Annotated in this window: 27 protein-coding genes; 15 read left to right on the forward strand and 12 right to left on the reverse strand. The window is 67.6% G+C overall.

Features of this window, described 5'->3' with window-relative positions:
* The first annotated feature begins 1 nt into the window (after position 1).
* From LVJ59_RS13465 to LVJ59_RS13490, 6 genes are all read left to right on the forward strand, one after another.
* A complete protein-coding gene (locus LVJ59_RS13465) occupies positions 2–886 on the forward strand; it encodes a branched-chain amino acid ABC transporter permease (protein ID WP_047524433.1) in 885 nt (294 codons plus the stop codon).
* Positions 870–1985, forward strand: a complete 1116-nt coding sequence (locus LVJ59_RS13470) for a branched-chain amino acid ABC transporter permease (RefSeq protein WP_232763439.1) — start codon at positions 870–872, stop codon at positions 1983–1985. The genes LVJ59_RS13465 and LVJ59_RS13470 overlap by 17 nt, the downstream gene beginning before the upstream one ends.
* A gap of 20 nt (positions 1986–2005) precedes the next feature.
* Complete coding sequence (locus LVJ59_RS13475) at positions 2006–2746, forward strand: ABC transporter ATP-binding protein (protein WP_131492331.1); 741 nt, start codon at positions 2006–2008, stop codon at positions 2744–2746.
* Entirely contained in the window at positions 2736–3488 is a 753-nt protein-coding gene (locus LVJ59_RS13480) for an ABC transporter ATP-binding protein (protein ID WP_131492300.1), read from the forward strand. Before LVJ59_RS13475 ends, LVJ59_RS13480 begins: the two co-directional genes overlap by 11 nt.
* 190 nt (positions 3489–3678) lie before the next feature.
* Complete coding sequence (locus tag LVJ59_RS13485) at positions 3679–7770, forward strand: PQQ-dependent sugar dehydrogenase (RefSeq protein WP_232763440.1); 4092 nt, start codon at positions 3679–3681, stop codon at positions 7768–7770.
* A gap of 99 nt (positions 7771–7869) precedes the next feature.
* Positions 7870–8241 (forward strand): hypothetical protein, encoded by a 372-nt coding sequence (locus tag LVJ59_RS13490; protein ID WP_047524437.1) that lies wholly within the window; start codon positions 7870–7872, stop codon positions 8239–8241.
* On the opposite strand, the gene LVJ59_RS13495 is transcribed toward LVJ59_RS13490, so the two are convergent.
* Positions 8210–8944 (reverse strand): GDSL-type esterase/lipase family protein, encoded by a 735-nt coding sequence (locus LVJ59_RS13495; protein ID WP_232763441.1) that lies wholly within the window; start codon positions 8942–8944, stop codon positions 8210–8212. The genes LVJ59_RS13490 and LVJ59_RS13495 overlap by 32 nt on opposite strands.
* Before the next feature lie 86 nt (positions 8945–9030).
* Between LVJ59_RS13495 and LVJ59_RS13500 the strand changes: the two genes are divergently transcribed.
* Positions 9031–9792: a glycosyltransferase family 2 protein gene (locus LVJ59_RS13500; protein ID WP_232763442.1), complete on the forward strand. Its 762-nt coding sequence runs from the start codon at positions 9031–9033 to the stop codon at positions 9790–9792.
* 1 nt (position 9793) lies between these two features.
* Here the strand turns inward: LVJ59_RS13500 and LVJ59_RS13505 are convergent, their stop codons facing one another.
* Together LVJ59_RS13505 and LVJ59_RS13510 are read right to left on the reverse strand one after the other, a co-directional pair.
* Complete coding sequence (locus LVJ59_RS13505) at positions 9794–10684, reverse strand: alpha/beta fold hydrolase (protein WP_232763443.1); 891 nt, start codon at positions 10682–10684, stop codon at positions 9794–9796.
* Between the two features lie 65 nt (positions 10685–10749).
* Positions 10750–11349: a TetR/AcrR family transcriptional regulator gene (locus LVJ59_RS13510; protein ID WP_232763444.1), complete on the reverse strand. Its 600-nt coding sequence runs from the start codon at positions 11347–11349 to the stop codon at positions 10750–10752.
* A gap of 34 nt (positions 11350–11383) precedes the next feature.
* Here LVJ59_RS13510 and LVJ59_RS13515 point away from each other — a divergent pair, with 34 nt between their 5' ends.
* Both LVJ59_RS13515 and trpS read left to right on the forward strand, forming a co-directional pair.
* Entirely contained in the window at positions 11384–12352 is a 969-nt protein-coding gene (locus LVJ59_RS13515) for a DMT family transporter (RefSeq protein ID WP_232763445.1), read from the forward strand.
* Positions 12353–12366: 14 nt separating this feature from the next.
* Positions 12367–13398 (forward strand): tryptophan--tRNA ligase, encoded by a 1032-nt coding sequence (gene trpS, locus LVJ59_RS13520; RefSeq protein ID WP_256536445.1) that lies wholly within the window; start codon positions 12367–12369, stop codon positions 13396–13398.
* Positions 13399–13448: 50 nt separating this feature from the next.
* Here trpS and LVJ59_RS13525 read toward each other — a convergent pair whose 3' ends face one another.
* The gene (locus LVJ59_RS13525) at positions 13449–14204 is read right to left on the reverse strand and encodes a methyltransferase domain-containing protein (RefSeq protein ID WP_232763447.1); all 756 of its coding nucleotides are present in this window, start codon (positions 14202–14204) and stop codon (positions 13449–13451) included.
* A 106-nt stretch (positions 14205–14310) separates the two neighbouring features.
* Between LVJ59_RS13525 and LVJ59_RS13530 the strand changes: the two genes are divergently transcribed.
* Positions 14311–16023, forward strand: coding sequence for an MDR family MFS transporter (locus LVJ59_RS13530; protein ID WP_232763448.1), 1713 nt, complete (start codon positions 14311–14313; stop codon positions 16021–16023).
* Position 16024: 1 nt separating this feature from the next.
* Complete coding sequence (locus LVJ59_RS13535; protein ID WP_047524442.1) at positions 16025–16480, forward strand: MarR family winged helix-turn-helix transcriptional regulator; 456 nt, start codon at positions 16025–16027, stop codon at positions 16478–16480.
* A 556-nt stretch (positions 16481–17036) separates the two neighbouring features.
* Here the strand turns inward: LVJ59_RS13535 and LVJ59_RS13540 are convergent.
* Complete coding sequence (locus LVJ59_RS13540) at positions 17037–17192, reverse strand: hypothetical protein (RefSeq protein ID WP_232763449.1); 156 nt, start codon at positions 17190–17192, stop codon at positions 17037–17039.
* A gap of 53 nt (positions 17193–17245) precedes the next feature.
* Here LVJ59_RS13540 and LVJ59_RS13545 point away from each other — a divergent pair, with 53 nt between their 5' ends.
* The 3 genes from LVJ59_RS13545 (at position 17246) to LVJ59_RS13555 (ending at position 19220) form a co-directional block, all read left to right on the forward strand.
* On the forward strand, positions 17246–17743 hold the full coding sequence (locus LVJ59_RS13545; protein WP_232763450.1) for a MarR family winged helix-turn-helix transcriptional regulator: 498 nt from the start codon (positions 17246–17248) through the stop codon (positions 17741–17743).
* Between the two features lie 37 nt (positions 17744–17780).
* Positions 17781–18869: an alkene reductase gene (locus tag LVJ59_RS13550; RefSeq protein WP_232763451.1), complete on the forward strand. Its 1089-nt coding sequence runs from the start codon at positions 17781–17783 to the stop codon at positions 18867–18869.
* Positions 18870–18959: 90 nt separating this feature from the next.
* Positions 18960–19220 carry a type II toxin-antitoxin system prevent-host-death family antitoxin gene (locus LVJ59_RS13555; protein WP_232763452.1) on the forward strand — a complete coding sequence of 87 codons (261 nt, stop codon included), beginning with the start codon at positions 18960–18962 and terminating at the stop codon, positions 19218–19220.
* Between the two features lie 128 nt (positions 19221–19348).
* Here the strand turns inward: LVJ59_RS13555 and LVJ59_RS13560 are convergent, their stop codons facing one another.
* The 7 genes from LVJ59_RS13560 to LVJ59_RS13590 form a co-directional block, all read right to left on the reverse strand.
* On the reverse strand, positions 19349–20134 hold the full coding sequence (locus tag LVJ59_RS13560) for a DNA/RNA non-specific endonuclease (RefSeq protein ID WP_232763453.1): 786 nt from the start codon (positions 20132–20134) through the stop codon (positions 19349–19351).
* 66 nt (positions 20135–20200) lie between these two features.
* Positions 20201–20407, reverse strand: a complete 207-nt coding sequence (locus tag LVJ59_RS13565; RefSeq protein WP_047523425.1) for a CDGSH iron-sulfur domain-containing protein — start codon at positions 20405–20407, stop codon at positions 20201–20203.
* On the reverse strand, positions 20404–21444 hold the full coding sequence (locus tag LVJ59_RS13570; RefSeq protein ID WP_232763454.1) for an iron-containing redox enzyme family protein: 1041 nt from the start codon (positions 21442–21444) through the stop codon (positions 20404–20406). Before LVJ59_RS13570 ends, LVJ59_RS13565 begins: the two co-directional genes overlap by 4 nt.
* 90 nt (positions 21445–21534) lie before the next feature.
* The gene (locus LVJ59_RS13575; RefSeq protein ID WP_232763455.1) at positions 21535–22392 is read right to left on the reverse strand and encodes an endo alpha-1,4 polygalactosaminidase; all 858 of its coding nucleotides are present in this window, start codon (positions 22390–22392) and stop codon (positions 21535–21537) included.
* Positions 22389–23786: an MFS transporter gene (locus LVJ59_RS13580; RefSeq protein WP_232763456.1), complete on the reverse strand. Its 1398-nt coding sequence runs from the start codon at positions 23784–23786 to the stop codon at positions 22389–22391. The genes LVJ59_RS13575 and LVJ59_RS13580 overlap by 4 nt, the downstream gene beginning before the upstream one ends.
* Positions 23787–23829: 43 nt before the next feature.
* Positions 23830–24906: a YbdK family carboxylate-amine ligase gene (locus tag LVJ59_RS13585; RefSeq protein WP_232763457.1), complete on the reverse strand. Its 1077-nt coding sequence runs from the start codon at positions 24904–24906 to the stop codon at positions 23830–23832.
* 8 nt (positions 24907–24914) lie between these two features.
* Entirely contained in the window at positions 24915–25181 is a 267-nt protein-coding gene (locus LVJ59_RS13590) for a Rho termination factor N-terminal domain-containing protein (protein WP_131492321.1), read from the reverse strand.
* Between the two features lie 123 nt (positions 25182–25304).
* On the opposite strand from LVJ59_RS13590, the gene LVJ59_RS13595 reads away from it, so the two are divergent.
* Positions 25305–25469 carry a hypothetical protein gene (locus LVJ59_RS13595; protein ID WP_017201713.1) on the forward strand — a complete coding sequence of 55 codons (165 nt, stop codon included), beginning with the start codon at positions 25305–25307 and terminating at the stop codon, positions 25467–25469.
* Positions 25470–25483: the final 14 nt, after the last annotated feature.

The raw sequence follows: 25483 nt of genomic DNA on the forward strand, positions 1-25483 counted from the left end.
CGTGAGTGGAGCACTGCTGCTGCAAAGCCTGATCCTCGGTGTCCTGCTGGGAGGGCTCTACGCCCTCCTGGCGGCCGGGCTCACGCTGTACTTCGGGATCATGCGCGTGGTCATGATCGCGCACTCGGCCTTCCTCATCCTGGCCGCCTACCTCGCGTGGTGGTTCAACAGGGAGACCGGGATCGATCCGCTCGTGTCGCTCGTCGTCACGGTGCCCCTGTTCTTCGTGACCGGTGTGGTGATGCAGCGGCTGCTGGTGTCGAGGCTCAAGCCCTTGACGCTGACCATGATGTCGGTGCTGCTCACGTTCGCGGTGGCGCTGATCATCGAGGGAGCGCTCGGGTTCTTCTTCACCGGTACCCAGCGGCGCATCCCGCTGCCGTACGCCAGCGCCAGCCTCGAGGTGTTCGGCGCGCAGGTGCCGGTGGTCAAGCTCATCGCCTTCGGTCTGGCGGCCGTGGCCCTCGCTCTCCTCTTCGTCCTGCTCAAGTACACGAAGTTCGGTCAGGCGCTGCGGGCGACCATCCAGCATCCGGAAGCCGCACGGCTGGTCGGCATCAACACCGATCGTGTCGCCGGCTACGGGTTCGGTCTCGGACTCGCGACGGCGGCGATCGGCGGCACCGCGCTCTCACTCGATGCCACGATCTACCCCTCGCTCCACTGGCACTGGATCGGACCGCTCATGGCGATCATCGTCGTCGGAGGGCTCGGCAGCATCCCCGGTGCCGCGATCGCGGCGCTCATCCTCGGCGTCGCGCAGAGCCTGCTCCAGCTTCCGCTGGGGCCGACCTGGGCGCAGACGGTCTTCTACGTCGCGCTCTTCGCCACGCTCATGTTCCGTCCGCAAGGTTTCTTCGGAGGTCGTCTTGCCCAGCGTTTCTAGCAGAGAGCCGATCGCCACCGAGACGGTCGTGATCGCGCCACCCGCTCCCGTGCGGAGAAAGTCGACGACGTGGGTGAAACTCGTCCTCCTCGTCGTCGGAGCCGCGCTCGTCCTCTCTTTCCCCACGATCGCCCCGAACCCGTACATCCTCTCGGCGGGCGTGGTGATCCTCAACTACGCCGTGCTGTCGACGGGGTGGAACTTCATGGGCGGGTTCACGGGATACATCTCCCTCGGACATGCCGCGTACTTCGGGCTCGGCGCCTACGGCACCGGTCTGCTGATCAAATTCCTCGACCTTCCCGGATTCCTCGCCTGGATCGTGGCAGCCGTGGTCGTGGCGATCATCGCGATCCCGATCGGCATCGCCGCCCTTCGCGTCCGCGGTGCGTCCTTCGTGATCGTCTCGATCGCCTTCGTGCTGATCATGCTTCTGGTGTTCCAGAGCTGGCGCGACGTGACCGGTGGATCCGAGGGCCTGAACGTCCCGCGTCCGTTCGACGTTCTGCGGCCGGAGCACCACCGCATCTTCTACTACCTGTTCGCGGGACTCCTGGCGTTCGCGCTGGTGGTGTGGTGGATCATCGATCGGTCCAAGTTCGGCACAGCGCTCAAGTCGGTCCGCGAAGACGAGGACAAGGCGCAGTCGCTCGGTGTTCCGACCACGCGGTACAAGCTGATCGCCTACGTCCTGTCCGCGCTCTTCGTGGCGCTCGGAGGCGGTCTGTACGCGCTGTGGTTCGGCGACCTGGATCCGATCTTCCAGTTCTCGATCCTCATCGGCTCCTACATGGTGCTCATGGCGCTGCTCGGCGGGGTGCGGAACCTCTTCGGGCCGCTGCTCGGCGCTGTCGTGGTCGGGGTCGCCCTCGAGTACTTCAAGCTCGAGTTCGGAGACACGCAGTTCCACCTCATCGCCACCGGCATCCTGCTCGGCATCGTCGTGCTCTTCATGCCGGACGGCATCATCCCGGCCGTGAAGGGGCTCTTCACCCGCTCGTCGAACGCGGCCTCGATCCGTGAGGTCACCGCCGGCGAGCTGCTCGAGCAGAACAAGACGCGAACAGCGGACGCTTCGACGAAGGAGACGTCGTCATGAACGCCCCCACGGCTCAGCCCATGACCACACTCGAAAGCCTGAGCACGGTCTCGATGACGAAGTCGTTCGGCGGCGTCACCGCGGTCGACGGCGCCACGGTCACTTTCCAGGAAGGCAAGGTCAACGGTCTGATCGGGCCGAACGGCTCGGGCAAGACCACCTTCTTCAACTGCGTGACCGGGATGATCAAACCCGACTCCGGAGAGGTGCGCTACCGAGGGCAGGCGATCACGCGCAAGTCGCCCGACCGCATCGCGCGCGCCGGCATCGGGCGCAGCTTCCAGCTGTGCCGGGTGTTCCCGCGCATGACGGTGATGGAGAACCTGCTCGTCGCGGTGCGCAGCACGAACATCCGTCAGCAGCTCCGTTCGGCGCACGATCCGGAGGAGCTCGAGCGGGCGCGCAACTGGCTTCGACGCGTCGGAATCGACCACCTCGAGCACGCCGAGGCGCGAAACCTCAGCTACGGACAGCAGAAGCTCCTGGAGCTGGCAGGTGTGCTCATGGGGGAGCCCGACACGATCATGCTCGACGAACCCGCCGGAGGGGTGAACCCCGCGCTCATCGGCCGCATCGCCACGCTCGTGCGCGAGCTCAACGAAGAAGGCAAGACGTTCATCATCGTCGAGCACAACATGGAGATGGTCATGAGCCTGTGCGACCACGTCGTGGTCTTCGACCGCGGCCGCCAGATCGCCGAGGGAACCCCGGAGATCATCCAGCAAGACCCCCGAGTCCTGGAGGCCTACCTTGGAGTCTGAAGCGAAGAATCTGCTCGAGCTGCGCGACATCGAGGCCGGATACGGCCGTGCGGCCCTCGTGCTCCGCGGTCTCACGGTCGAGGTGCCGCCCGGGTCGGTGGTCTGTCTGGTCGGTCCGAACGGAGCAGGCAAGTCGACGGTGCTCAAGGTGGCCAGCGGCATGCTCAAGCCGCGGTCCGGAAGCATCCGCGTCGATGACCGCGACATCACCGGTGAAGGACCGCAGTCGATGCTGCGTCACGGGCTTGCACACGTCCTCCAGGGGCACAGTGTGTTCCGTGAGATGACGGTCGGCGAGAACGTGATGCTCGGTGCGTTCACGCTGAAGGACCAGACGGTCATCCAGGAGCGCATCGAGTTCGTCCAGAACCTGTTCCCGATCGTCGGGGAACGGTGGAAGCAGCTCGCGGGTCTCCTCTCCGGCGGTCAGCAGAAGCAGGTCGAGTTCGCACGCTCGCTCATGGTCAGCCCCAAGGTGGTGCTGCTCGACGAGCCGTCGATGGGACTCGATCCCAAGACCACGGAGAAGGTGTTCGAGCAGATCGTGCGGATGCGCGATGCCGGCACCGCCGTGCTGCTCGTCGAGCAGAACGCGCGGAGGGCGCTCGAGACCGCGGACATCGGTTGTGTCCTCGATCTCGGTCGCGTGCACATCTCCGGTCCGGCTTCCGAGCTTCTCGCAGATCCGACACTCGCCGCTCTGTACCTGGGCGGCAAGCCCTCGGTCACCGACGCGGGCTGAGGCCCTTCGCTCCTGCTCCTCCGCTGCAGTGCCGCCCCGGAGGAGATGCACGGTACTTATCGGCACGACACCGCACGACGATGACGTTGAGAGGTCTGTGATGCACGAACGAACCCTGCGACCGGCGAACCGCGAGACCCGAGGGGATGCGCCTCCGCGCTCCCTAAGACTTCGAAGGTCTGCAGCCGTGGTGGCCGCGGCGACCGTGGCCGGAGCCCTGTTGACGGCGGTTCCTGCGGCCGCCGCGGAACCCTTCACCGAGCTGATCGACTTCGAGGCCTATGAACGGGTCGCATTGAACGGGCAGGACGGGTGGGTGGCCTCGACGGCCCCGCGCGTGGTCGCCGACCCGTTGAACGGCAACAACCAGGTCGTCGAATCCGTCGGCGGAGGGCAGCAGTCGTACCGGGAGATCCCCGCGATCGCGCAGGGAGAGACCGGCACGTTGTTCTTCCGGTTCCTGCGCACCGGGAGTGTGGACACCTCGTTCGGCCTCACCGATGTGGACGCGCCGAATGACTACGTGCACAGCCGGGCCTACGTGAACAATCAGAACGACGACATCCTTCGCGTGCGTGACGGCGGAGCGTTCAAATCTGCCGGTGTCTGGTCTCGTGACGCCTGGCAGTGCGTCTGGATCGTCGCCGACAATGCGACCGACAAGGTCACCGTCTACAGCCAGGGCGGTGCGTACGAAGAGAGGACGCGGCTGCCCGAAGGCACCGAGCAGCAGTTCGGCTTCCGTCAGGCGGTGAACGGCGCACTCGATCGATTCTTCTGGAAGAACGGCGCATCGAGCACAGGACGACTGCTGCTCGACGACGTGGCTGTCGACACCACGGGGGAGAACCTCGCGATCGCCACCGGGAACCCGGGTGACTGCGCACCCGGAGGCACCGCGACCGAACCCCTGCTCAACCCGCTCCCCGATCCCGCGCTCGCCGACCTCGGAATCGAGGTGACCGAGCTGGCGCAGCTGCCGGAGTCGCACACGACCCCGGCCACGCAGGACCAGCGCCTCGTGCGCCACAACCGGATCACGCACCTCGACGAGGTGCCCGACGGCTCCGGTCGGCTGATGGTGCCGGACAACAACGACATCCTGTACCTGGTCGACAAGGAGTCGGGCGAGTACGTTCCCTACCTCAACGTCCGCGACGAGTTCATCGACAATTTCCACAACAGCGCAGGCCTCGGCACCGGTCTGGGGTCGGCGGAGTTCCACCCCGACTTCGCCGAGAACGGGCTCTTCTACACGGTGCACACTGAGGGCGGGTCGGCTCTCACGGAGGACACTCCCGACTTCCCCGCCTTCGGGAACACCGCCTTCCACAGTGTGATCACCGAGTGGAAGGCCGACGACCCGTCTGCGGAGACCTTCGCGGGCACGCACCGCGAGGTGATGAGGATCCCGTTCGCCGGTCGTGTCCACACCGTGCAGCAGATCGCCTTCAACCCGACCGTCTCGGCCGGTGACGCTGACTACGGCAACCTGTACGTGCTCGTGGGCGACGGCGGCAACGGGGTCGGCAACGGCAATCCGCAAGACCTCGCCACACCGCAGGGCAAGATCCTCCGGGTGGACCCGACCGGCGACGACAGCGCGAACGGCGAATACGGTGTGCCGACGGACAACCCGTTCGTCGACGAGTCGGATGCCCTTCCGGAGATCTTCGCCGTCGGCATGCGGGACCCCCACCGCATCAGCTGGGACCCCGAGGGCGACCACACGATGTACCTCGCCCACATCGGCGAATGGCAGGTCGAGTCGATCTACGCGGTCGAACCCGGGGACAACTTCGGTTGGTCTGTTCGCGAGGGATCCTTCGTGGCCGACAACCGGCAGATCTTCCCGCTTCCGGAGGACGATGCGGAGAACGGCTTCACCTATCCCGTCGCGGCCTACGATCACAATCGCGATCCCGGTCAGACCGGCGACGCGGGAGTGGCCGTGAACGGCGGATTCGTCTACCGCGGCGAGATCGCGGAGCTGCAGGGGCGCTACCTCTTCACCGATCTGGTGCGCGGGTGGGTGCTCTCCACCGATGCGGAGGAGATGATCCGCAACGACGGCGACATCGGTGACCTCGCCACGATCGAGGAGCTGCGGGTGTTCGCAGACGGCGAGGAGACGACGTTCCAGGACCTGGTCGGCGACAAGCGCGTCGATCTGCGATTCGGCTCCGACGCCGACGGCGAGCTCTACCTCGTGTCGAAGGCGAACGGGAAGATCTGGAAGGTCACCGGTGCGCGGACCGTCGACGAGCCCTCGTCACCGTTCGTGCTCCCGGCGCTCGCTCCGAACCTCGTCACGCACTACGACTTCGATCACCCCGATGCGGCGAAGCCGACCACCGAGACCGATCAGGGTCGCTCCGGTACCGACATCTCCCTGATCAACGGCGGAATCGAGATGCGGGTCGCCGATCGTGCCTATCCGGGCGCGGGCGAGGCGCTGCAGACGCAGCAGATGAGTCCGCGGACGGCGTCGAACGACGACTGGAAGGCGGGCATCTACGACGCCGACGGTGTCGAGTCGCTGGACAGGTTCGCCGGCACGGACAAGGCGTCCGTCATGGGCTGGTTCAAGCCCACCGGCGATCACCCGGCGCTGAACTCGGGCACGACGAATCCGGACGACGTGTACAACGCGATCGGTCTCGCGGGGGTGCTCACCGGAACGTCGGACGGACACGCGGTGCGCGCGTTGCTCGAGGTCATCACGGTCGGGGGCGAGCTCAAGCTCGTCGCGCTCGGGCGACGCGTCGACGGTGCCGGCTCGTGGACGTTCGCGGCCGATCTGCCCTGGAACGAGATTCTCAAGAAGGGGCAATGGGTGCACCTGGCGGCGACCTTCGACTTCGGGAAGGGCGAGATGAAGCTCTTCATGAACGGCGAGGAGCTCGCGGGGAAGTACACCGCAGCCAATCCGTGGGGTGAGGGCGCGACGTCCGACACCGCGCCTGCGGGCATCAAGATCGGCGGGAGCTTCCCGCAGAACACCAGAGAGGCCAATCCGTTCAACGGACGGATGGACGACATCATGCTGCTCGACACGGTGCCCACGGCCGAGCAGGTGGCCGCGCAGTATGCGCTGTACGACGTGCCGGAGGTCGAGCCTCCGACGCCGCCGACCTGCACGCCGGACGGCACCGTCATCACCGATGTGATGTCGCAGGATGACTGGGCGCCGAAGACCCCTGCCAAGTGGGACTTCCCCGGTGACCAGGTCATCCTCACGGAAGCGGGGACGAACCCGAACGACGGGATCCGCCGTCCGTTCGAGTACGCCGTGCTCACCGAGGGCCCGGAGCTCGGTTCGTTCGATCTCACCGGCCAGGTGCGCCTCGACGAGAAGGCGTCGGTCAACAACCGCGATGTGATCATCGTCTTCGGGTGGAAGTCCGACACGGAGTACTACTACGCGCATCTCTCGCAGGACAACTCCATCTATGCCCACAACGGCATCTTCAAGGTCAATGGTGCCGACCGCGAGCGGATCGACGACCAGTGGGATGGAACGGTCGGAGCGCCACCGGCTGTCACCGACGAGGAGTGGCACGAGGTGCGGCTGCTCCGATGCGCGGACAGCGGTGACATCGCCGTCTTCGTGGACGGGATCGACACACCGCTGATGACGGCGAACGACAAGACGTTCACCGAGGGGCGTGTGGGCTTCGGCTCATTCGACAACTTCGGACGCCTCCGTGATCTGTCGGTCACTATGGCGGCGACAGACACCACCACGCCCACGGCGACCGTGAAGAGCGGCGCGACGTTCACCGTGGGGAGGGACGGCGTCTACAGCAAGGTGTCGTTCAAGCTCCACGATGACGGAAAGGTCGACCGGTTGACGCTCAACGGCGTCGAGAAGGATCTGACGAACAACGCCTGGTCCGATCTGAACGCGGTGGTGCCCGGCGCCTTCGGCGCGGTGGAAGGCGCGAACACGCTGGTCGTGTACGACGTCGCGGGCAACGCGACGACCGTCCGCTTCACCCTCGATGCGACGGCTCCCACGGTTACGGTCAAAACGGGCGGCTCCTTCACGGTCGGTGCGAACGGCACGTACAGTCTGGTGTCGTTCAAGCTCCACGATGCCGGGAAGGTGGATCGCCTGACCCTCAACGGGGTGGCGAAGGATCTGACGGACAACGCGTGGTCCGATCTCAACGCCGTGAAGCCGGGTGCTTTCGGTGCGGTGGAAGGGGCGAACACGCTGGTCGTGTACGACATCGCGGGCAACGCGACGACGGTCCGCTTCACCGTGACGGCCGGGTAGTCGCGTCGGCGGATGCGGGGTGCCCAGCGCCCCGCATCCGCGCACTGCCGCAAGCTGGCTCCCATGCCCGCCCCAGCATCCCCGGCTACCCTCAGTCACATGCGCCGTCTCCTCGTTCTGCCCCTCGTGCTCGCTGCCGGATTCCTCGTCGCCGGATGCTCGCAGGTCACGCAGCTGGCCGGTGATGCTCTCGGCGTCGACGTGCAGGCGACGTGCGCGACGATCGACGATGCCTACGGTCAGTACCAGGCGCTGCTCGAGCAGGGCGAGGTGTCGGCGGAGCAGGCGGATGCGGCGCGGGATCAACTGGTCGCGTCGCTCGACGGGCTCGCGGACGGTGTCGACGGGGCGCTGGGCGATGCCATCCGCTCCGGCGCCGAGAAGATCAGCGGGATGACCGATCTGCGGGCACCCGAGACCATCGAAGCGGTCGAGCAGCTCAAGGAGTCGGCGTCGGCGTTCTGCGGCTGAGCCGGATCGCGCCGGCGACCGTGGCGGCGACGAGCGCGCTGGAGCGGGCGCCGAGGTGGATGCCGTCGCGGTGGCTCGTCACGGTCCGGGCGGTGACCTCGAAGACGTCGATCAGGTCGATGCGGAGGTCGCTCGCCACGCGTCGCACCAGCGGGGCGACCTCGCTCGCGATGATCCGCTCATCGACGCCGCGGCGGTTCTCGAAGGCGACGGGTGGCGTCAGGAGGAACACGGTCGCTCCCCGTGCGCGGTAGCGTTCGGCGAAGTCGGCCAGCTCCGACGCGTATCGTTCCGGATTCCAGTTGTCGCCGCGCGCGTCGTTCGAGCCGAGCATGATGAGCACGATGTCGGGCTGGGACGCGAGCGATGCTGCGGCGTGCGGAGTCTCGTCGTACGGCCAGTCGCCGTCGCGTTGCAGGGTGCGCCGGTTCACGCCGTAGTTGAGCACCTGATACCGGTCGCCGAGGATCTGCTGGAGGCGGCCGGGGTACGCGCGCCGCGCACGGCCTCGGAACAGCACGCCCGCGCCGTAGGTGTTGCTGTCGCCGACGGCTGCGACTCGGATCCGGTCTTCTCTGAGGCGGGGGACCGGCGGATACATGATCCTTCGATACATCACAGCGATGGTGCCTGCCAGGAGGGCGACGCTCGCAGCGGCCGTGAGGATCCTCCGGCGCGCGTCGGACAGCGCGGGACGGATCATCCGTCCATCCTCTCTCAATCCCCGCACCTGCGGGGGAACGAGGGGAGACTGTGACTGAGTGCGCAGATGTGCAGAACAGGAGAGCGATGACGACCGTGTTCCCTCGTTCCGTCTCCGTCGTCATCCCGGTGCGCAACGACGCCCTCTTTCTGGAACAGTGTCTTCGCGCCCTGCAGCGGCAGACGCGCAGAGCCGATGAAGTCATCGTCGTCGACAACGGCAGTACGGATGACACCGTTGCGGTCGCCGAACGGCACGGAGCGCGCGTCGTGTCGGAACCCGTGCAGGGGATCCCTCGCGCCTCGTCGGCCGGCTATGACGCGGCGTCGTGCGACATCATCGCGCGCCTGGACGCCGATTCCCGCCCCGGACCGGACTGGATCGAGCGGATCGAGCGGACGTTCCGCGAACGCGACGACCTCGACTTCGTCACAGGCGACCCGCGCTTCTACGGCTCGACGCCGCTCGTGCACTGGGTGGGAGAACGCCTCTACATTGGTGGCATGTACGCCGCCCTCACTCCGCTGCTCGGACACGCGCCGCTCTTCGGCTCAAACATGGCCATGCGGGCCGAGACCTGGCGGATCCTGAGCGGTGAGGTGCACCGCGAGCCGCAGAACATCCACGACGACTTCGACCTGTCGTTCCACATCCGACCCGGGATGACCGTGCTGCGTGACCGTCGTCTCGTCGTCGAGGTCTCGGCGCGGCCGTTCCAGGACTGGGCTTCGCTTCGACGTCGGCTGAGCTACGTGCTTCCGACCGTGCGGCTGCATCTGCCGCAGGAGCCGCTGTATCGGCGACGGCAGGCCCGGCGGCGGGAGGAGGCGTCGGCGCGCGGCCGGTGAGTCAGCCGCGGGCGCGAGCGTACAGGTCGAGCAGATCCGCCGTCAGCTGGTGCGGAGTGGTCTCGCTGGGGCTGTGCCCTGTCGCATAAGCACGGAAATCGGCATCGATGTCGCGGGCGAACCGCTGGTGGGCGGTCAGCGGCCACAGGTCGTGCGCGCCGGCGACGACGAGTTTGGGCACCGGGAGTGCGCGCACGCTGCTGCGCAGGTCGGGCGTCGCCATCATCAGTCCGATGATCTCGTCGACGCTGCGCCTCCGTGTGAGGGCGAACCGGGATCGCACGAACTCGAGCCGCATGGGCGGCACCCGGTTCTTGTTCGTCACGATGCCCCAGATCATCAGGCCGGCGCCGCGCCGCGGGCTCGCGATCGGGGCGATCGGACCCAACCACTTCATGGTGGCGAAGACGTTGCCGGCGCCCGGGGGAGTCGTGAGAAGGGCGAGCGAGAGGACGAGCTCAGGGTGGCGGATCGCCACGGACTGCGCGATCGTGCCCGCGAACGAATAGCCCAGCAGATGGGCCGGGGCGCCTGCTTCGAGGAACGCGACGAGGTCGTCGATGAACAGCTCGTACGTGTAGGCCCGGTCCGCGCCGGCGGCATGCGACTCGTACTGGCCGGCGAGGTCGAAGGACTGCACGAAGTATCCGGCCTGTGCCAGAAGCGGCAGCATCAGCGCGAAATCCTCTTTGGATCCCGTCGCACCCGGCACCAGGACCGCACGAGGATGCGTCGGATCACCGAGCGACACGACGGCCAGCTCACCGCTCGGCGCCGAGAACCATGACCTCACTGAGCCGGCGGGCGGAATCGTCCAATCGATGTCACCGATCGCGGCATCGAGCGCGGCGGCGGATCCGGCTGCCCGCTCACTTCGCGAATCCGTCGACACGCTGACACGGTACTCCCGCGCTCCGGTGCGCGGGCGGAGCGCGCGCCGGGAGATGCGCGGGCGGGTCAGTGTGCCCGGTCCTGCTCCAGCATCATCCGGGCGAGGTTGCGGGCCGAGTCCCATGGTCGGTCGAAGGTCTCCATGCCGACCGTGACGATCGCCCCCTCGTAGAGCAGCATCATGGCCTGCGACATCTTCTCCGGGTTCGAGACGCCCGCTTCATCGCACAGTTCGGCGAAGAGTTCGAGCAACCAGCTCTTCTGCCGAGCGACCTCGGGGAAGACGGGGTGGCCGTCATGGCCGTCACCGATCTCTGCGCGCGCGTTGATCGCGCTGCACCCCTTCGGGCTGTTGGCGTCCGACCAGGAGATCGCGGCGTCGAAGATAGCCAGGACGCGCTCCTGTCCCGGATCCGGGACACGAGCGAGGTGCTCGGCGACGTGGGCGCGCCAGCGCGCATCGCGGTGTTGCAGGTAGGAGACGACCAGGACTTCTTTCGAACCGAACCGGTCGTAGAGCGTCTTCTTCGTGACGCCGGCGGCTTCCGCGATCGTGTCGACTCCGACGGCGTGGATGCCGCGTTCGTAGAAGAGCGCTGATGCGGCGTCGAGCACGCGGGTGGCACCCGGTGTGAGGGGAGCGAGCTCAGGGATGGGGACGGCCATGACACCGAGTATACCAACCTGTATAGTCGAGCAGATGAGTAAACAGATCGGTATACTTCACATCGGTGTGACGGTCGCGGCCTCCGTGGCGTTCGTCGTGACCTGGAGCTCCGGCTTCCTCGTGCCCGCGCTCGCCGCGGTGGAAATCTCGCCGTTGACACTGCTGGTGTGGAGGTTCGTGCCTCTCGCTGTGATCCTGCTGGCCGTGGTCGGGTTCACCGGTGCGGCCCGGGGTCTCTCCGCGGCCGACGTGCGGCGTCAGGCGCTCATCGGCCTGTTCGCCCAGTTCGGCTATTGCGTCGCCGTCTACGGAGCGATCGCCTCCGGTGTCGCTACCGGTACCACTGCCCTGATCGATGCCGTGCAGCCGCTCATCGTCGCGGTCCTCGTCGGCCCACTGCTCGGTTTGAGGGTGCGCGCGGCGCAGTGGGCCGGACTCCTGGTCGGCGCGGTCGGGGTCCTCCTGATCGTGCGCTCGCAGCTTGACGACTCCGTCGCGCATCCGGCCGCGCTTCTGTGGCCTGTGGCGGCGATGGCCTGCCTCATCATCGGCACGTTCCTCCAGCGTCGGTCCCGACCACGGACGGGCACCCTCGTCACCTTGACCATCCACGTGACGGTCACTGCCGCGGTGCTCGTGCCGGTCGCTGCGGCCTTCGAGGCGCTCGCACCGCCGTCATCCGCCTCTTTCTGGCTCGCCGCCGGATTCGCGGCTGTGTTCCCGACACTTGCGGCGTATGGCTTGTATTGGTGGCTGCTACGTCGGGTTGGCATCACGGCGCTGAACGCCCTGCTCTTCCTGATCGCGCCGACGACGGCACTCGCGGGTGCCGTCCTTCTCGGTGAGCCGCTGACGATCGTGACGCTCCTCGGCTTCCTCCTCTGCGCGGTGGGCGTGGCGGCGGTGCTCGTCGGCGAGGCTCGGCCCGCAGGCGCTGTCGATCGCGGGTCTGTCCGGGTGAGAATGCGGCCGAGGCGTGGAGCTGGCGAGGCTGCGCGCTAGCATCGGAGTCCTTCATTGCGACGGCACAGCGCTCGGCGGAGGTCGCGGCCGCCGTGGACCGACACCCGGAGCGGTTCCGAGTGCTCACGGGGGAGCGGCCGACCGGACCGCTGCACCTGGGCCACTACTTCGGGACGATACGGGAGCGCGTCCGGCTGCAACAAGCCGGAGTCGAGACGTTTCTCGTGCTCGCCGACTACCAGGTCATCACCGACCGCGATACGACGGACAACGTCCGTGAGAACGTTCACGGTGCCGTGCTCGACTACCTCGCCGCCGGAATCGACCCGGAGCGCACCACGATCTTCACGCACTCCTCGATCCCTGCTCTGAATCAGCTGCTGCTGCCGTTCCTCAGTCTCGTCACAGAGGCGGAACTGCACAGGAACCCGACGGTCAAGTCGGAGTACGCGGCGTCCGGTCGCGCGCTGAGCGGGCTGCTGCTGACGTATCCGGTGCACCAGGCTGCCGACATCCTCTTCTGCAAGGGCAACCTCGTTCCGGTCGGGAAGGACAACCTGCCGCACGTCGAGATGACCCGGGTCATCGCCCGACGGTTCAACGAGCGCTACGGCGAGCTCTTCCCTGTGCCGGATGCGCTCGTCACGGCGACACCGGAGGTGCCCGGGTTGGACGGACGGAAGATGTCGAAGAGCTACGGCAACGCGATCTCCCTCTCGATGACACCGGAGGAGACCGTCGCGGCGATCCGCCGAACCCGGACGGATCAGGAACGGCGGATCACGTTCGATCCCGAAGCGCGTCCCGGTGTCTCCGCACTGCTGACGACGGCTGCCCTGTGCCTGGATGTCACGCCCGCCGAGCTCGCGGACGACGTCGGTGACGCGGGAAGCAACGCGCTGAAGACCGTGACCGCCGCGGCGGTGAACGACTTCCTGGCGCCGATGCGTGAGCGCCGGCGGAGTCTTGCGGCAGATGGCGAGCTGGTGCGCTCGGTCCTGCGCTGCGGGAACGAGCGTGCGAATGCGGAGGCGGAAACGACGTTGGACGAGGTGCGCGAGGCGATGGGGACCGTGTACTGCTGAGGCGTCGAGCCCCGAGCCCCGAGCCCCGAGCCCCGAGCGCCGGGGCGCCGCTACGGGCGTCGGGCCTCGATCAGGTGACGCGTCGAATGCGCGACGAACGGTCCGTCGGCCTGGATCCTGTCGTGCAGGTCTTGGAGCCGGTCGAGACTGTTCTCGACCGTGAACCCGGGCACCCACCAGATCACCTTGCGGAGCAGGTAGACCGCCGCGGCGACGTCGTGGATCTCGATGCGAAGCCTCGCGGTTCGCAGATCGATGACCTCGAGCCCCGCAGCCCGAGCGGCGTCGGCTTCGTCGTCGGGGTGGCGTCCGCGGCGTGCTTCCGGCTGGGGGCCCAGGAAGAACTCGATCAGCTCGAACGCGCTCGCTGGCCCCACGTGCTGTGCGAAGTAGGTTCCGCCCGGCGCCAGCACCCGTGCGATCTCCGACCACCAGATCGTCGCCGGATGCCTGCTGGTGACGAGGTCGAAGGCTTCATCGCCGAACGGTAGCGGCGGCTCGTCGGGGTCTGCGACGACCACCACACCACGGGGATGCAGGAGCCGCGTCGCGCGACGCACGTTCGGTGGCCAGGACTCGGTCGCCACGGCGGCGGGCGGGAAGGCCGCGGCCTCGGCGAGAACCTCCCCGCCGCCGGTCTGGATGTCGAGCGACGCGGACGCACCGCCGAGGCGCTCGGACAGGAGGCGGGCATAGCCCCACGGAGGTCTCTCCTCGGTGGCTCTTCCGTCCAGCCAGCCGAAGTCCCATCCCGTCACGTCGGCGGTCCTTCCGGCTTCGATCAGTGCCTCGAAGGAATCGGTCATGGATCGATTCTCTCAGCGACCACCCCACCGGAGCCTTTAGTTGCACTTTGGCAACTAAAGGCGTATGGTTGACCTCGATCAACTTTCTACGCAGGAGCGTTTCCCCTTGACAGATACTTCATCCGCACCCGAAGCCGTGCGCTCGGCACGCGAAGTCTTCACCGCGATATCCGGGCTCGTCGTCGGCATGTTCGTCGCCGTGCTCTCCGGCACGGTCGTGTCGACCTCGATGCCGGTCATCATCGCCGACCTCGGCGGCACGCAGTCGCAGTACACCTGGGTGATCACGGCGAGCCTGCTGGCGACCGCGGTCTCGACCCCGATCTGGGGCAAGCTGGCTGACCTGGTCGACCGCAAGGTGCTCGTCCAGATCTCCCTCATCCTCTTCACCGTCGGCACCGTGATCGCCGGCTTCTCGACCGACACGAACATGCTCATCGCTGTCCGCGTCGTCCAGGGAATCGGCGTCGGCGGCCTGATGTCGCTGGTCATGATCGCGGTGGCTCTCATCATCTCCCCGCGTGAGCGCGGCAAGTACATGGGCGTCGTCGGCGGCATCATGGCCCTCGGCACCATCGGCGGCCCGCTGCTCGGCGGACTCCTCACCGACGTGTGGGGCTGGCGCTCGAACTTCTTCGTCGGCGTGCCCTTCGCGATCCTCGCCCTGGTGCTGCTGCAGTTCACCCTGCACCTGCCCAAGCCGCAGCGTGACTCGAAGGTGTCGATCGACTACTTCGGCATCGTGCTGCTCGCGGTCGGTGTCTCGACCCTCCTCATCTGGGTCTCGATGGGCGGCAACCAGTTCGACTGGGACTCCTCGACCAGCATCATGCTCGCCGTGACCGCCGGTGTCGCCATCGCCGCGTTCATCACGGTCGAGTTCTTCGTCAAGGAACCGATCGTGCCGATGTCGCTGTTCCGCAACCGCACCTTCACGCTGTCGGTCATCGCGTCGATCGCGATCGGCGTCTCGATGTTCGCCACGTCGGTGTTCCTCGCGCAGTACTTCCAGCTCGCTCGGGGCGCCACGCCCACCGAGTCGGGTCTCATGACCATCCCGATGATCATCGGTCAGATGGGCGCCTCGATCATCATCGGCCAGCTCGTGAGCCGGTTCGGCAAGTGGAAGGGCTGGATGCTGACCGGTTCGGTCCTGGCGACCGTGGGCGTCAGCCTGATGTCCACGCTGCGCTACGACACCCCGTTCCCGCTGGTCGCCGTGTACATGTTCGTCCTCGGTGCCGGACTCGGCATGGTCATGCAGAACCTCACGCTCATCGTGCAGAACGACACCGCCCCGCAGCAGCTGGGGGCCGCCTCGTCGAACGTGAACTTCTTCCGCACGATCGCGGGCACCATCGGCGTGACCGTGATGGGGTCGCTCCTGTCCACCAGCGTCGGCACGTACGTCACGGACGGGCTCTCCGGCTTCACGCCGACCTCGCAGGAAGAGGTCGACGCCTTGAAGCACCTCGCCTCGGGTGACGTCCCGAAGGTCGGGCAGCTGCCGGACACGATCCGCTCGATCGTCGAGAGCGCCTACGGTCATGGCATCGCCGACGCCTTCATCGTCGCGATTCCGCTCGCCGTGATCGCCATCATCGCCATCGCGTTCATCAAGAACAAGCCGCTGTCGACGAAGAACGCCGCGGAGCAGATGCTCGAGCAGGCGGAGGAGTCGGTGATCGAGGTCTCTGAGGCCGAGGTCGGCGCCTCGCTCTCGACCGGAGCCATCCGGATCGACGGCGGGGAGTCCGCGACTCCGAAGACCGGTTCGGTGGGAGTGCTCGAACGCGAAGATCGGGACCAGGAGCGCTGACATGTCGTCCCCGGGAGCGGTCGCCTCGACGGATGTCGATAGTGCGCTCGGCGACCTGCAAGCGCATCTGAACCTCATCTTCGCGCGGACCAGGTCGCTGTGGAAGGAATCTGCCGCTCGGGTCCACCCCGAGCTGCAGGTCGCCGGCTACAAGCTGCTGACGTTCATCGATCGAGCGGGTACGGCCAACGCGCACGAGCTCGCAGACCGGTTCGAGATGGATAAATCGGTCATCAGTCGCCAGGTGCGGATGCTGGAGGAGCTGGCGCTTCTGGAGTCACGACCGGATGAGCGCGACGGACGACTCCGGGTGCTGACGGTCACGGCTGGTGCGGGTGCGGCGCTCGCGGAGGTCCGTCGCGAGTACGGCTCCCGCCTCCAAGCCGTGATCGATGAGCTCACCCCCGAGGAGATCCGGGCCGCGTCCAAGGTCTTCCGGCTGCTCGCAGAAGTGTGAGACGTAGCCCCGCTGTCACGATCGACAGCGGGGCTTCGCCGTACACTGGCGTTCTCGTGCAGTCCGTGGCGGGGGCTCGCGGCCCGTACCCGACATCGACGGTCACATCCAGATCCGATATGCCCGTGGCGAGCTTCACCTTGTGAAGGATCGGATTCTGGCTGCGTTGGTGCGGCGAACCCATCAGTAGGGGACCTCACCCCGCCTCACGAGCTACACCATGCCGCTCGTTCTTGCGTATCCAGGGTGATCGCACGCACCGCTTGACGCGTGTTGCGCGCTCTGTCGTGTTTACTCCGAATAGAGAGCCGCATCTAGTCCCGTGGCCCGATAGGGCACCGCAACAGGCGTAAGCAGAACTGGGAGTCCGCTATCAGCCGCGTATTTGTCCTGGAATTCGTACGCGTCATCTTCGACATCGAAAACACCGATGAAACCAGGAGTATCTTCCAAGTGCACAATCCACACCCTCATGAACGGAATGTAGCACTGACCTCCGGGCCGCTCCGCCCCTCGAACGTCCTCAACCGGCACCGACGTCGCCCTCGCGGCGCGACTACAGACCGTCACGTACCGGTGTGGCAGGCCCATCGTCCGCTGGGTCTTCATCCGGTGATGGGGAACTGGGCGAACCCGCGGTGAGCGCGAGCGCCGTGACAGCGGCGGTGGCCGCTGCTGCGATGCTGCGGCGCAGGTGACGAGCAATGCTCATGGTGGGACAGTAGCGCAGCAGCTGGCCACCCCCTTCGCCGTACACTGGCGAGCATGAGCGCCTCCTCCGACGCCCCCGCCGAGACCCCCGCATCCGACGCCGACGCGGAACTGCTGGGGGAGGCCGAGCTCGACCACGCCATCACCCGGGTCGAACAGGAACTCGGGCGTCTCTTCGCACGGATCCGGGTGAGCTGGCGTGAGGCCGCGGCCACCGTGCACCCCGACCTGCAGCCGCTCGGCTACCAGGTGCTCACCTCGATCGCGACAGGGAAGGCGACGTCCGCCGGCGCGATCATCGAACGCCTGCAGACCGACAAGTCGGCTGTGAGCCGCCAGGTACGGCAGCTCGAACAGTTGGGCCTCGTCGAGAGCATCCCCGATCCCGAGGACCGACGCGCCCGGGTCCTCGTGGCCACCGAACTTGCCCAGGAGCGGGTCGCGCTCGCGCGGTCGCAGTACGAGGGGCGCATGGGGGAGCGGCTGCGCAGGTGGACGGCAGCCGACCTCGACCATTTCGCCGACCTGCTCGCGGCGCTCGGCGGGAACTGAGGGAATACGGGGAGCGCTCCGGGCCTTACCTCCCACTGTGAATCTCTACGAACCGGCCCGCTTCGGCGCCCTCCCGCTGACCAATCGCGTCGTCATGGCGCCGCTCACCCGCACGCGTGCCGATGACGACGGTGTGCCGACCGCGACGATGGCGGAGTACTACCGGCAGCGCGCAGGGCAGGGACTGATCATCTCCGAAGGTGTCTGGCCGGCTCTTGAAGGCAAGTCCTACCCCGGGCAGCCGGGCATCGTCACGCCCGCACAGATCGAGGCGTGGAAGTCGATCACCGCGGCGGTCCACGCCGAGGGAGGAACGATCGTGATGCAGCTCATGCACGGCGGTCGTGTGGGCCACCCCGCGATCTCGGGAGAGCCCCGGGTCGTCGCACCCAGCGCGCTCGCCGCCCCCGGACAGACCCGCACGCCCGAGGGCAAGGCCGATCTGCCCATCGCCCACGCCCTCACGCTGGAGGAGATACCCGAGGTCGTCGAGCAGTTCGCTCAGGCCGCACGCAACGCGATCGCCGCCGGCTTCGACGGCGTCGAGGTGCACGGCGCCAACGGCTACCTGGTGCACGAGTTCCTCTCGCCCGTGTCGAACGTCCGCGACGACGCGTACGGCGGGTCTCCCGAGAACCGGGCACGCTTCGCGGTCGAGGTCGTCGCGGCCGTCGCCGCCGCCGTCGGAGCCGATCGCACCGGCGTCCGTCTCTCGCCGCAGCACAACATCCAGGGAGTGCTGGAAGAGGACGACGCCGACGTCCACGCGACCTACACGGCCGTCGCCGAGGGGCTCGCGCCGCTCGCTCTCGCATTCATCGACGTGCTCAACGCCGATCCTGCCGGCGAGCTCGTGCAACACATCCGCCGCACGGCGGGCGCCCCGCTGATCGTCAACACCGGCTTCTCCATCGAGACCACGCGGGAAGCCGCAGAGGCACTCGTCGCCGATGGCATCGCCGATGCGGTCGCTGCCGGTCGTCCGGTGATCGCCAACCCCGACCTGATCGAGCGCTGGCGTCAGGACTCCGAGCTCAACGAACCCCGCCCCGCGCTGTTCTACGGCCGGACCGCGGAGGGATACACCGACTACCCGTCGCTGGAGTCGGTGCGCGTCGGAGCGTGACCCGCTGTTCCCGGCGGACGTCGACGAACGAAAGCACGCGGAATCAATGCACTTTACGTAACTTATGTACATAAATTGTATAATGTCGCTATGAACACGATCAGCCGCAGTGTCCCATCGAAGGATCTCCGCGACAGCCTCGCTGACGTCCTCGGGGGCGTCGCCTACGGTTCGGAGCGCGTGGGCGTCACGCGTCACGGAAAGCTCACTGCCGTGTTGATCAGTGTGGACGACCTCGAGCTGCTTGAGGAGCTCGAGGCCGCCCGCGATGCGGCAGAGTTCGCCGCGGCGCGCACGGCCGATGATGGGCAGCGCGTCACGCTGGATGAACTGCGCTCGGAAGTTGCGTGACTGCGTATCGGGTCGAGTTCACGACGGCGGCCGCGAAAGAGGTCCGCAAGCTGGATCCACAGAATCGTCGCCGCATTCCGGGTGGCTCACCGGCGTGACGTCTACGAGATGTGAGCGGACGACGGTCGTCAGAGCACGATGTCACCGGCCGTGTCGAGAGGTCGCCATCCGGTCTCCCGTGCTCCCGGCTGCACGAGCACGTCGGAGGCGAGCAGTGGCCCGAGGCCGAGCCCGGTCAGGGTGGCGATGTCGGAGATGGGCACTTGGAACGTGCGGAACGCCGCCAATGGCGGGACGACGAGTGTCGTCTCACGGGTGTCGACCAGCGCGGACTGATCGAGCACGAAGCCGGCCGCAGTGAGCTCGTCTCCGCTGCGCCATGCGGCGATCTTCCAGAAGCGGCGCGGGATCCGGACACCCCGGTAGGGCGGGTCATCGTCGGCGAGGACCGGCGCGGTGAACACCGACACGCGCTGGTCTGTGGTATCGGCGTAGGCGAGCACGTGATCCTCGAGGCCGAGCCAGAGCTCCTTGGACTGGTTGAACGCCGCCGCCTGGGGTGCGGCGTTGGGATAGAAGAAGGTCGCCTCCGCCGCCGACCTCGCCTCGGAGAGTTCGCCCCAGCCCGGGTCGCGCCGCCGCACCAAGTGGCCCCGATCGAGATCGTTGCGCGCGTAGACCGCCGGTCCCGTCTGCTCATCGGCGGGGATGCGGGGATCGAGCCGCCACTCGCCCGTGCGGGGCAGTTCCCGGAGCCGGGCACCGTCGATGTTGACCGCCGTCACTGCAGCCAGTCTGCGTGCGGGGTCGAGCAGCACGGTGAAGCGCGGGTAGGGAAGTTCACGGCTCGGTTGCGCGGGGCGTGGAAGTGGCAGTGGCGTGCCGAGGAAGTCCGGGTCGTAGCCGTCGGTCATTCTCCTATCGTGCACGGGGCCTCCGACGCGCACAGTGAGTGACCGAGTCGACACCCCTTCCCCCGGTCAGTCGTCGGTGCGGAAGCCGGCCGCCTTGTGCGTGCCGTCGCAGAAGGGCTTGAGGGCGGAGAGGCCGCAGCGGCAAAGGGCGACCGTCCGGCGGTGCGGCGCGATCGGATCCCCCTCGACGGTCAGCACCTCGATGTCACCCCGCACCAGCAGCGGGCCGTCGGGGTACGGCGTGATCGTCACAGGCTCCCGTGCGGCGCTCATACGCCCGCCCGCTGCCGGAGCGCGGAGGCCCCCGCCGTCCACGCCTCCAGTGTGGCGGTGCCACCCCAGCCGTCCACCGTCAGGCAGGCGGCGGCCCCGAACATGATGTCGGGGAGCAACTCCGGATGATCTTCGGCGAGGCTTCCCGCCAGATCACGGGCGGCGATCTGCTCGTGCACCGCATCCGCTTCCACATGCTCGTCGAAGTACGCCGTCACCGCGGCGTCGAAGCCCAGACGACGCAAGCCGTCGGCGTACAGGCGGCAGGGGATGGAGGAGGTCATCTCGTAGGCCGCCAGGTGTCCGACGATCGCTCCCACCAGGCGGCGGTTGAGGCCGAACAGCGACATCATGTTCAGTGAGGCGAGGGTGAGCGCGGGCAGATCGTCGATGCACGCGCCATAGGTCGCGTCGAGACCCGCGGCCGTCATCGCACGAGCGAAGAGCGTGGCGTGCACGCGCTGTGGACGCCCGCCTCCGTACTCGTCGGACTGGATCTCGACCAGCGCTGCCTTGGCGCGACCGTCCAGCCGCGGGATCGCCCACGAGTGCGGGTCGGCCTCGCGCAGCGTGTAGGCCGAACGTTGGATGAGCATCTCCCGCGCCTGCTCCTCGGTCGCCTTCTTCACGAAGTAGCGCGAGAGGCTCGGCCCGGTGTCGGCCTCGGCGAGGGCGAAGAGGGCGCGGCCGACGGCATCCACGGTCGGGTCCGGCAAGTCGGGCGTCGGAATGCGCGCGCGCAGTGACCTCTCGAACGCCGCCTCGAGGACCTGTCTGGTTCGCAGGAGCGCGGGTTCCCACTCGAGGTCGGCGTCCAGCTGCGGCAGCGATCCGTAGGCGGAGGCGTAGAGGACGAACAGCGCGAGCTGGATGTCGTCGTCGCGCACGACCTCGGTGCTCGCTGCCACGGCGTCGGCGGCGAGTGCGGTGTGGTCGGACGCGGTGCCCTCCGTGAGATGTGCGATGACTGCGCGGCTCAGCGGGCCTCGATCGCGGAAGGCGAGGGCGGTGGGGGCGACGAGGGTGGATGCGGTCATAGGTCGGGCTCCTGACGATGGGGACAGGAGCATCCTGTGCGCAAACCTGTGACAGGTACAGGGACTTGACGCGGAGGCTCCGACGCCTCTCTAAGGGCAGGTCTCGAACGCGTACCCGTCGTCAGCGGGCGTGACGAGATCACGGTCGCGGAGCACCATCGAGGAGGGCGCATCGCCGTCTGCGCACATCTCGATGAACGGGAGGGGGAGTTCATCCGTGTACTCGATGTCGATGACGTGTTCTCCGTAGACCGCTGTGTACGCGCCGCACTCCCGGTACACCGCGCATTCCTCGGTGACCGCGAAGTCGAAGCCCGCTCGCTCGTGCAGCGTGGAAGCGTCTTCCGCGGCGTTCTTCTGTCCGGCAGCGAGCCCCGCCGCGTGGGCGGCCTCGACGTAGAGGGTCGCCAGCGCGAGGTTGTCCTCGAGCGAGAGCGCGCCGTCCGACCGCGAGTACGAGTCGAGGTTGTCGAACTCCACGGCATCGAAACCGGACTCGGCGCAGCCCTCGATCCACGCGGTCACCGTGTCGGCGATCCGCTCGCGGCGCTCGGCGCTCGCCGTGTCGAGCAGGGCCTCATCCGGCCAGTCCGGATCGAACACGACCTCGCCGTCGTGTCGCAGCAGGAGATCGTCGGGCCAGGAACCGAGCTCAGCCGGTTGGGTCTGGAAACCGTTGACGTAGCAGATCGAGTAGACGCCCGGTGCGGGATCGGCACCACGGTCGCGCCCCACGATGCCGACTTCCGGCGCGGGATCATAGGCACCACCGAGCTGATAGTCCGGAACGGCACCGGCCGGCGGGAGCACAGGGGCGCGCTCGGACTCGGGCGTCGCCGGGGCATCGGCACACCCTCCGAGCGTGAGCACCAGTGCCGCGACGGCGGAGAGCAGCGCGCCCCGGCGCGTCCGGCCGTCGGGTCTGCGCGGGCCCCTCGAGGAGGTCAATGCGGATCCGTGCCGGAGGCCGCGATGTCCGCCGGGACGGGCTCGGCCGGATTGCGACGGATGCCGATCCACGACACCACGCCGCCGATCACGAGCAGTATCGCGGTGACCCACGCCGCACTGTGGAACCCATCGAGGTCGAGCTGTCCGCCGACGATCGTGGAGAGCATCGCGACCACGAGCAGTCCGGCGACGCGCGAGACGGCGTTGTTGACGGCCGAGGCGATGCCGGAGTGGTTCTCATCGATCGCACCGAGGATCGCGGCGGTCAGCGGGGCCACGGTGAGGGACAGACCGAGACCCATCACGATCATCGCGGGCAGCACCTGCCACCAGTAGTCGAAATCGTCGGCGACCGACAGGAGCATCAGGGCGCCGACGGCCATGATCAGCGGTCCGACCGTCATGAAGATGCGCGGACCCCACCTGCCCGCCCAGCGACCGGCGCGCGAGCTCACCAGGATCATCAGGATGGTCATCGGCAGGCTCGCGAGACCGGCGGCCGTCGCGCTCAGCCCGGCACCCTGCTGCAGGTAGACACCGACGACGAAGCCGTTGAGTGACAGGGCGGCGTACACGAAGAGGGTGGCGAGGTTTCCCCACCCGAAGTCGCGCACGCGGAACAGCCACAGTGGCATGAGCGGGGAGGTGGAGTGCTGCTGACGCCACAGGAACAACCCGAACAGGGCGGCGCCGGCGACCGCGGGGATCCAGATGGCGGGCGACTGCCATCCCATGTTGGGCTGCTCGATCAGTGCGAACACCACGGCGCCGAGCCCGATCGCGCACAGGGCACCGCTCCACCAGTCGACCTTGATGCCGCGCGGATGCTCGGGCAGATGCAGACGGGCCAGCAGGAACAGGGTGATCCCGATGGGGATGACGTTGATGAGGAAGACGAACCGCCAGGAGATGAAGTCGACGAACAAGCCGCCCAGCAGCGGCCCGACTAGTTGCGCCCCCGTGGTGAACGCGGTCCACACCCCGATGGCCCGGGCCTGGACGTCGGCGCGCATGGTCGCGGTGATCAGCGCGAGCGAGCTCGGGACCAGCAGCGCTCCGGCGGCGCCCTGCGCGGCCCGGGCGACGATCAGCATCAGCGGGTCGACGGCGGCGGCGACCGCGATGGAGGCGATGCCGAAGGAGATCAGGCCGATGCGCATCACGAGGACGCGTCCGTACGCGTCGGAGACGGAGCCTGCGAGCAGGATCAGGGCGCTGAGAGTGATCAGATACGCGTCGACCACCCACTGCTGCGTGGTGATGCCGCCGCCGAGTTCACGACTGATCGCCGGCAGTGCGACGTTGACGACCGTGCCGTCGAGGAACGTCACGAACGAGGCGAGCACGGCGATCGAGATCACGAGGCGCTGGAGAGGGGCGAAGGATGCCACAGGGCGACCTTACTCCCGGTGACGGACCCCGGGGCGGTGGAGGTCAGGCCACCGGCGCCGGGGTGCCTGCGGCGAGCAGCCGGGCGAGCATCGGCGTCCCGCCCCGGTCGAGGGCCCGACGTTGCCGGTCGGCGCCGGTGCCGACCGCCCGCAGTCGGGCGATCCCTTCGCGGACCCGCTCGTCGTCACCGAGGTCACGGAGAGTGGGGGCGATGACGGCGAGCATCCGATCGGCGACCGCCCAGGCGGCGTCGACCGCTCCGGTCGTGGGATCGATCATGCGGGCGTCCATCCCGTGGCGGGCGGCCGTCCACAATGAGGCGTCGAGGCCGTCGATCCCGGCGTCCCCGTGCGGCTGCTCGTCGGTGAGGACGATCGCGCGGGAGAGGACGGCGGCGAACACGGCATCCTCCGCGGTCAGCTGCGCATCGAAGACCCGAAGCTCGACCGTGGGGAAGCGATCCGAGATCCGCGCCGCCCAGGAGAGGGCCGCCGGGTCGGTGATCGCCCGCAGATCGACGAGCCGCTCCACCTGCGTGCGGTAGTCGTCGAAGTCGCGGAACCGGGGTGGGCTCCACGATCCCGGCAACCGGCGGATCAGGATGCTTCGCCAGCTCGAGAAGCTCGAGTCGCGCCCGCCCGCGAAAGGGCTGTTGCCGGTGAGGGCGAGCAGCACCGGGAGCCAGCCCCGTACCCGGTTGAGGGCGCGCACCCGTTCCTCGTCGTCGAGCACCTCCACATGCACATGCAGGCCGTTGACCTCGTGGTCGCGGGTGAGGTGGCCGAGCCACGACGCGACGTCGTCGTAGTGCGCGGAGGGAGACACCGCCGAGGAACGGGTCGTCGCGAAGGGGGTGCCGGTACCCGCGGCGATCGCGCTCTGCTCGCTGGCGTGCCAGCCGATCAGGCCGCGGAGATGGGTCGACTGCGCCTCCGCATCCGTGGCGGTCGACACCGGCTCCGTGAGGCATTCGATCTGCGAGGTCAGATACTCCTTCGTGACCTCGCCGCCCGTCCGTAGTCGGGTGATGCGCTCGCGGGTCCCTGCGGCCAGGGAGACCGCGGTGAGGGAGTGCGCATCGACGAAGAGGAACTCCTCCTCGATGCCGAAGCGCGTCATCCGCAGCCTCAGTGATCCCTGAGCGCGGAGATCAGCTCCGACTTCCGTTTTCCGCTGTAGCCGGTCAGGCCCAGCTCCTTGGCGCGTCTGCGCAGCTCGGGGACCGTCCAGTCCTCGTAGTCGCCGTGCTCCCCGCCGCGGCGCCCGACCGCACTGCGGCCCTCTTTCGCGGCGGCGTTCGAGATGCGGGCGGCTTTCTCCTTGGATGCCCCGTCGTTCCGAAGCTCTTCGTACAGTTCGGGATCCTTCAGCGAGTTCTCGCGTCTTCCTGGCATGTGCTCGTCTCCTTCGCGCACTCGGAGGGTGGAAGTCAACCCCCTCGGGCAGATGGTCTTCTCGGGCTAGCGTGAGGGCACCGCAGTCGGGCGTCCGCGCCTGCCGAAAGAAGGGAAAGACCGATGAACATCCTCCTGATCATCGTCATCGTCGTCGCCGTGATCCTTGCGATCACCGGAGGACTGGTGCAGTCGCTCCAGTTCCTCCTGTGGGTCGGGCTCGTCCTCCTCGCGATCGCTGTGATCGCCTGGTTGATCCGAGCGATCAGCGGCAGCCGCAAGGTCTGACGACTCACAACGTC

This window comes from Microbacterium sp. KKR3/1 (assembly GCF_021272365.1).
In the GTDB taxonomy this organism is placed as follows: domain Bacteria; phylum Actinomycetota; class Actinomycetes; order Actinomycetales; family Microbacteriaceae; genus Microbacterium; species Microbacterium aurugineum.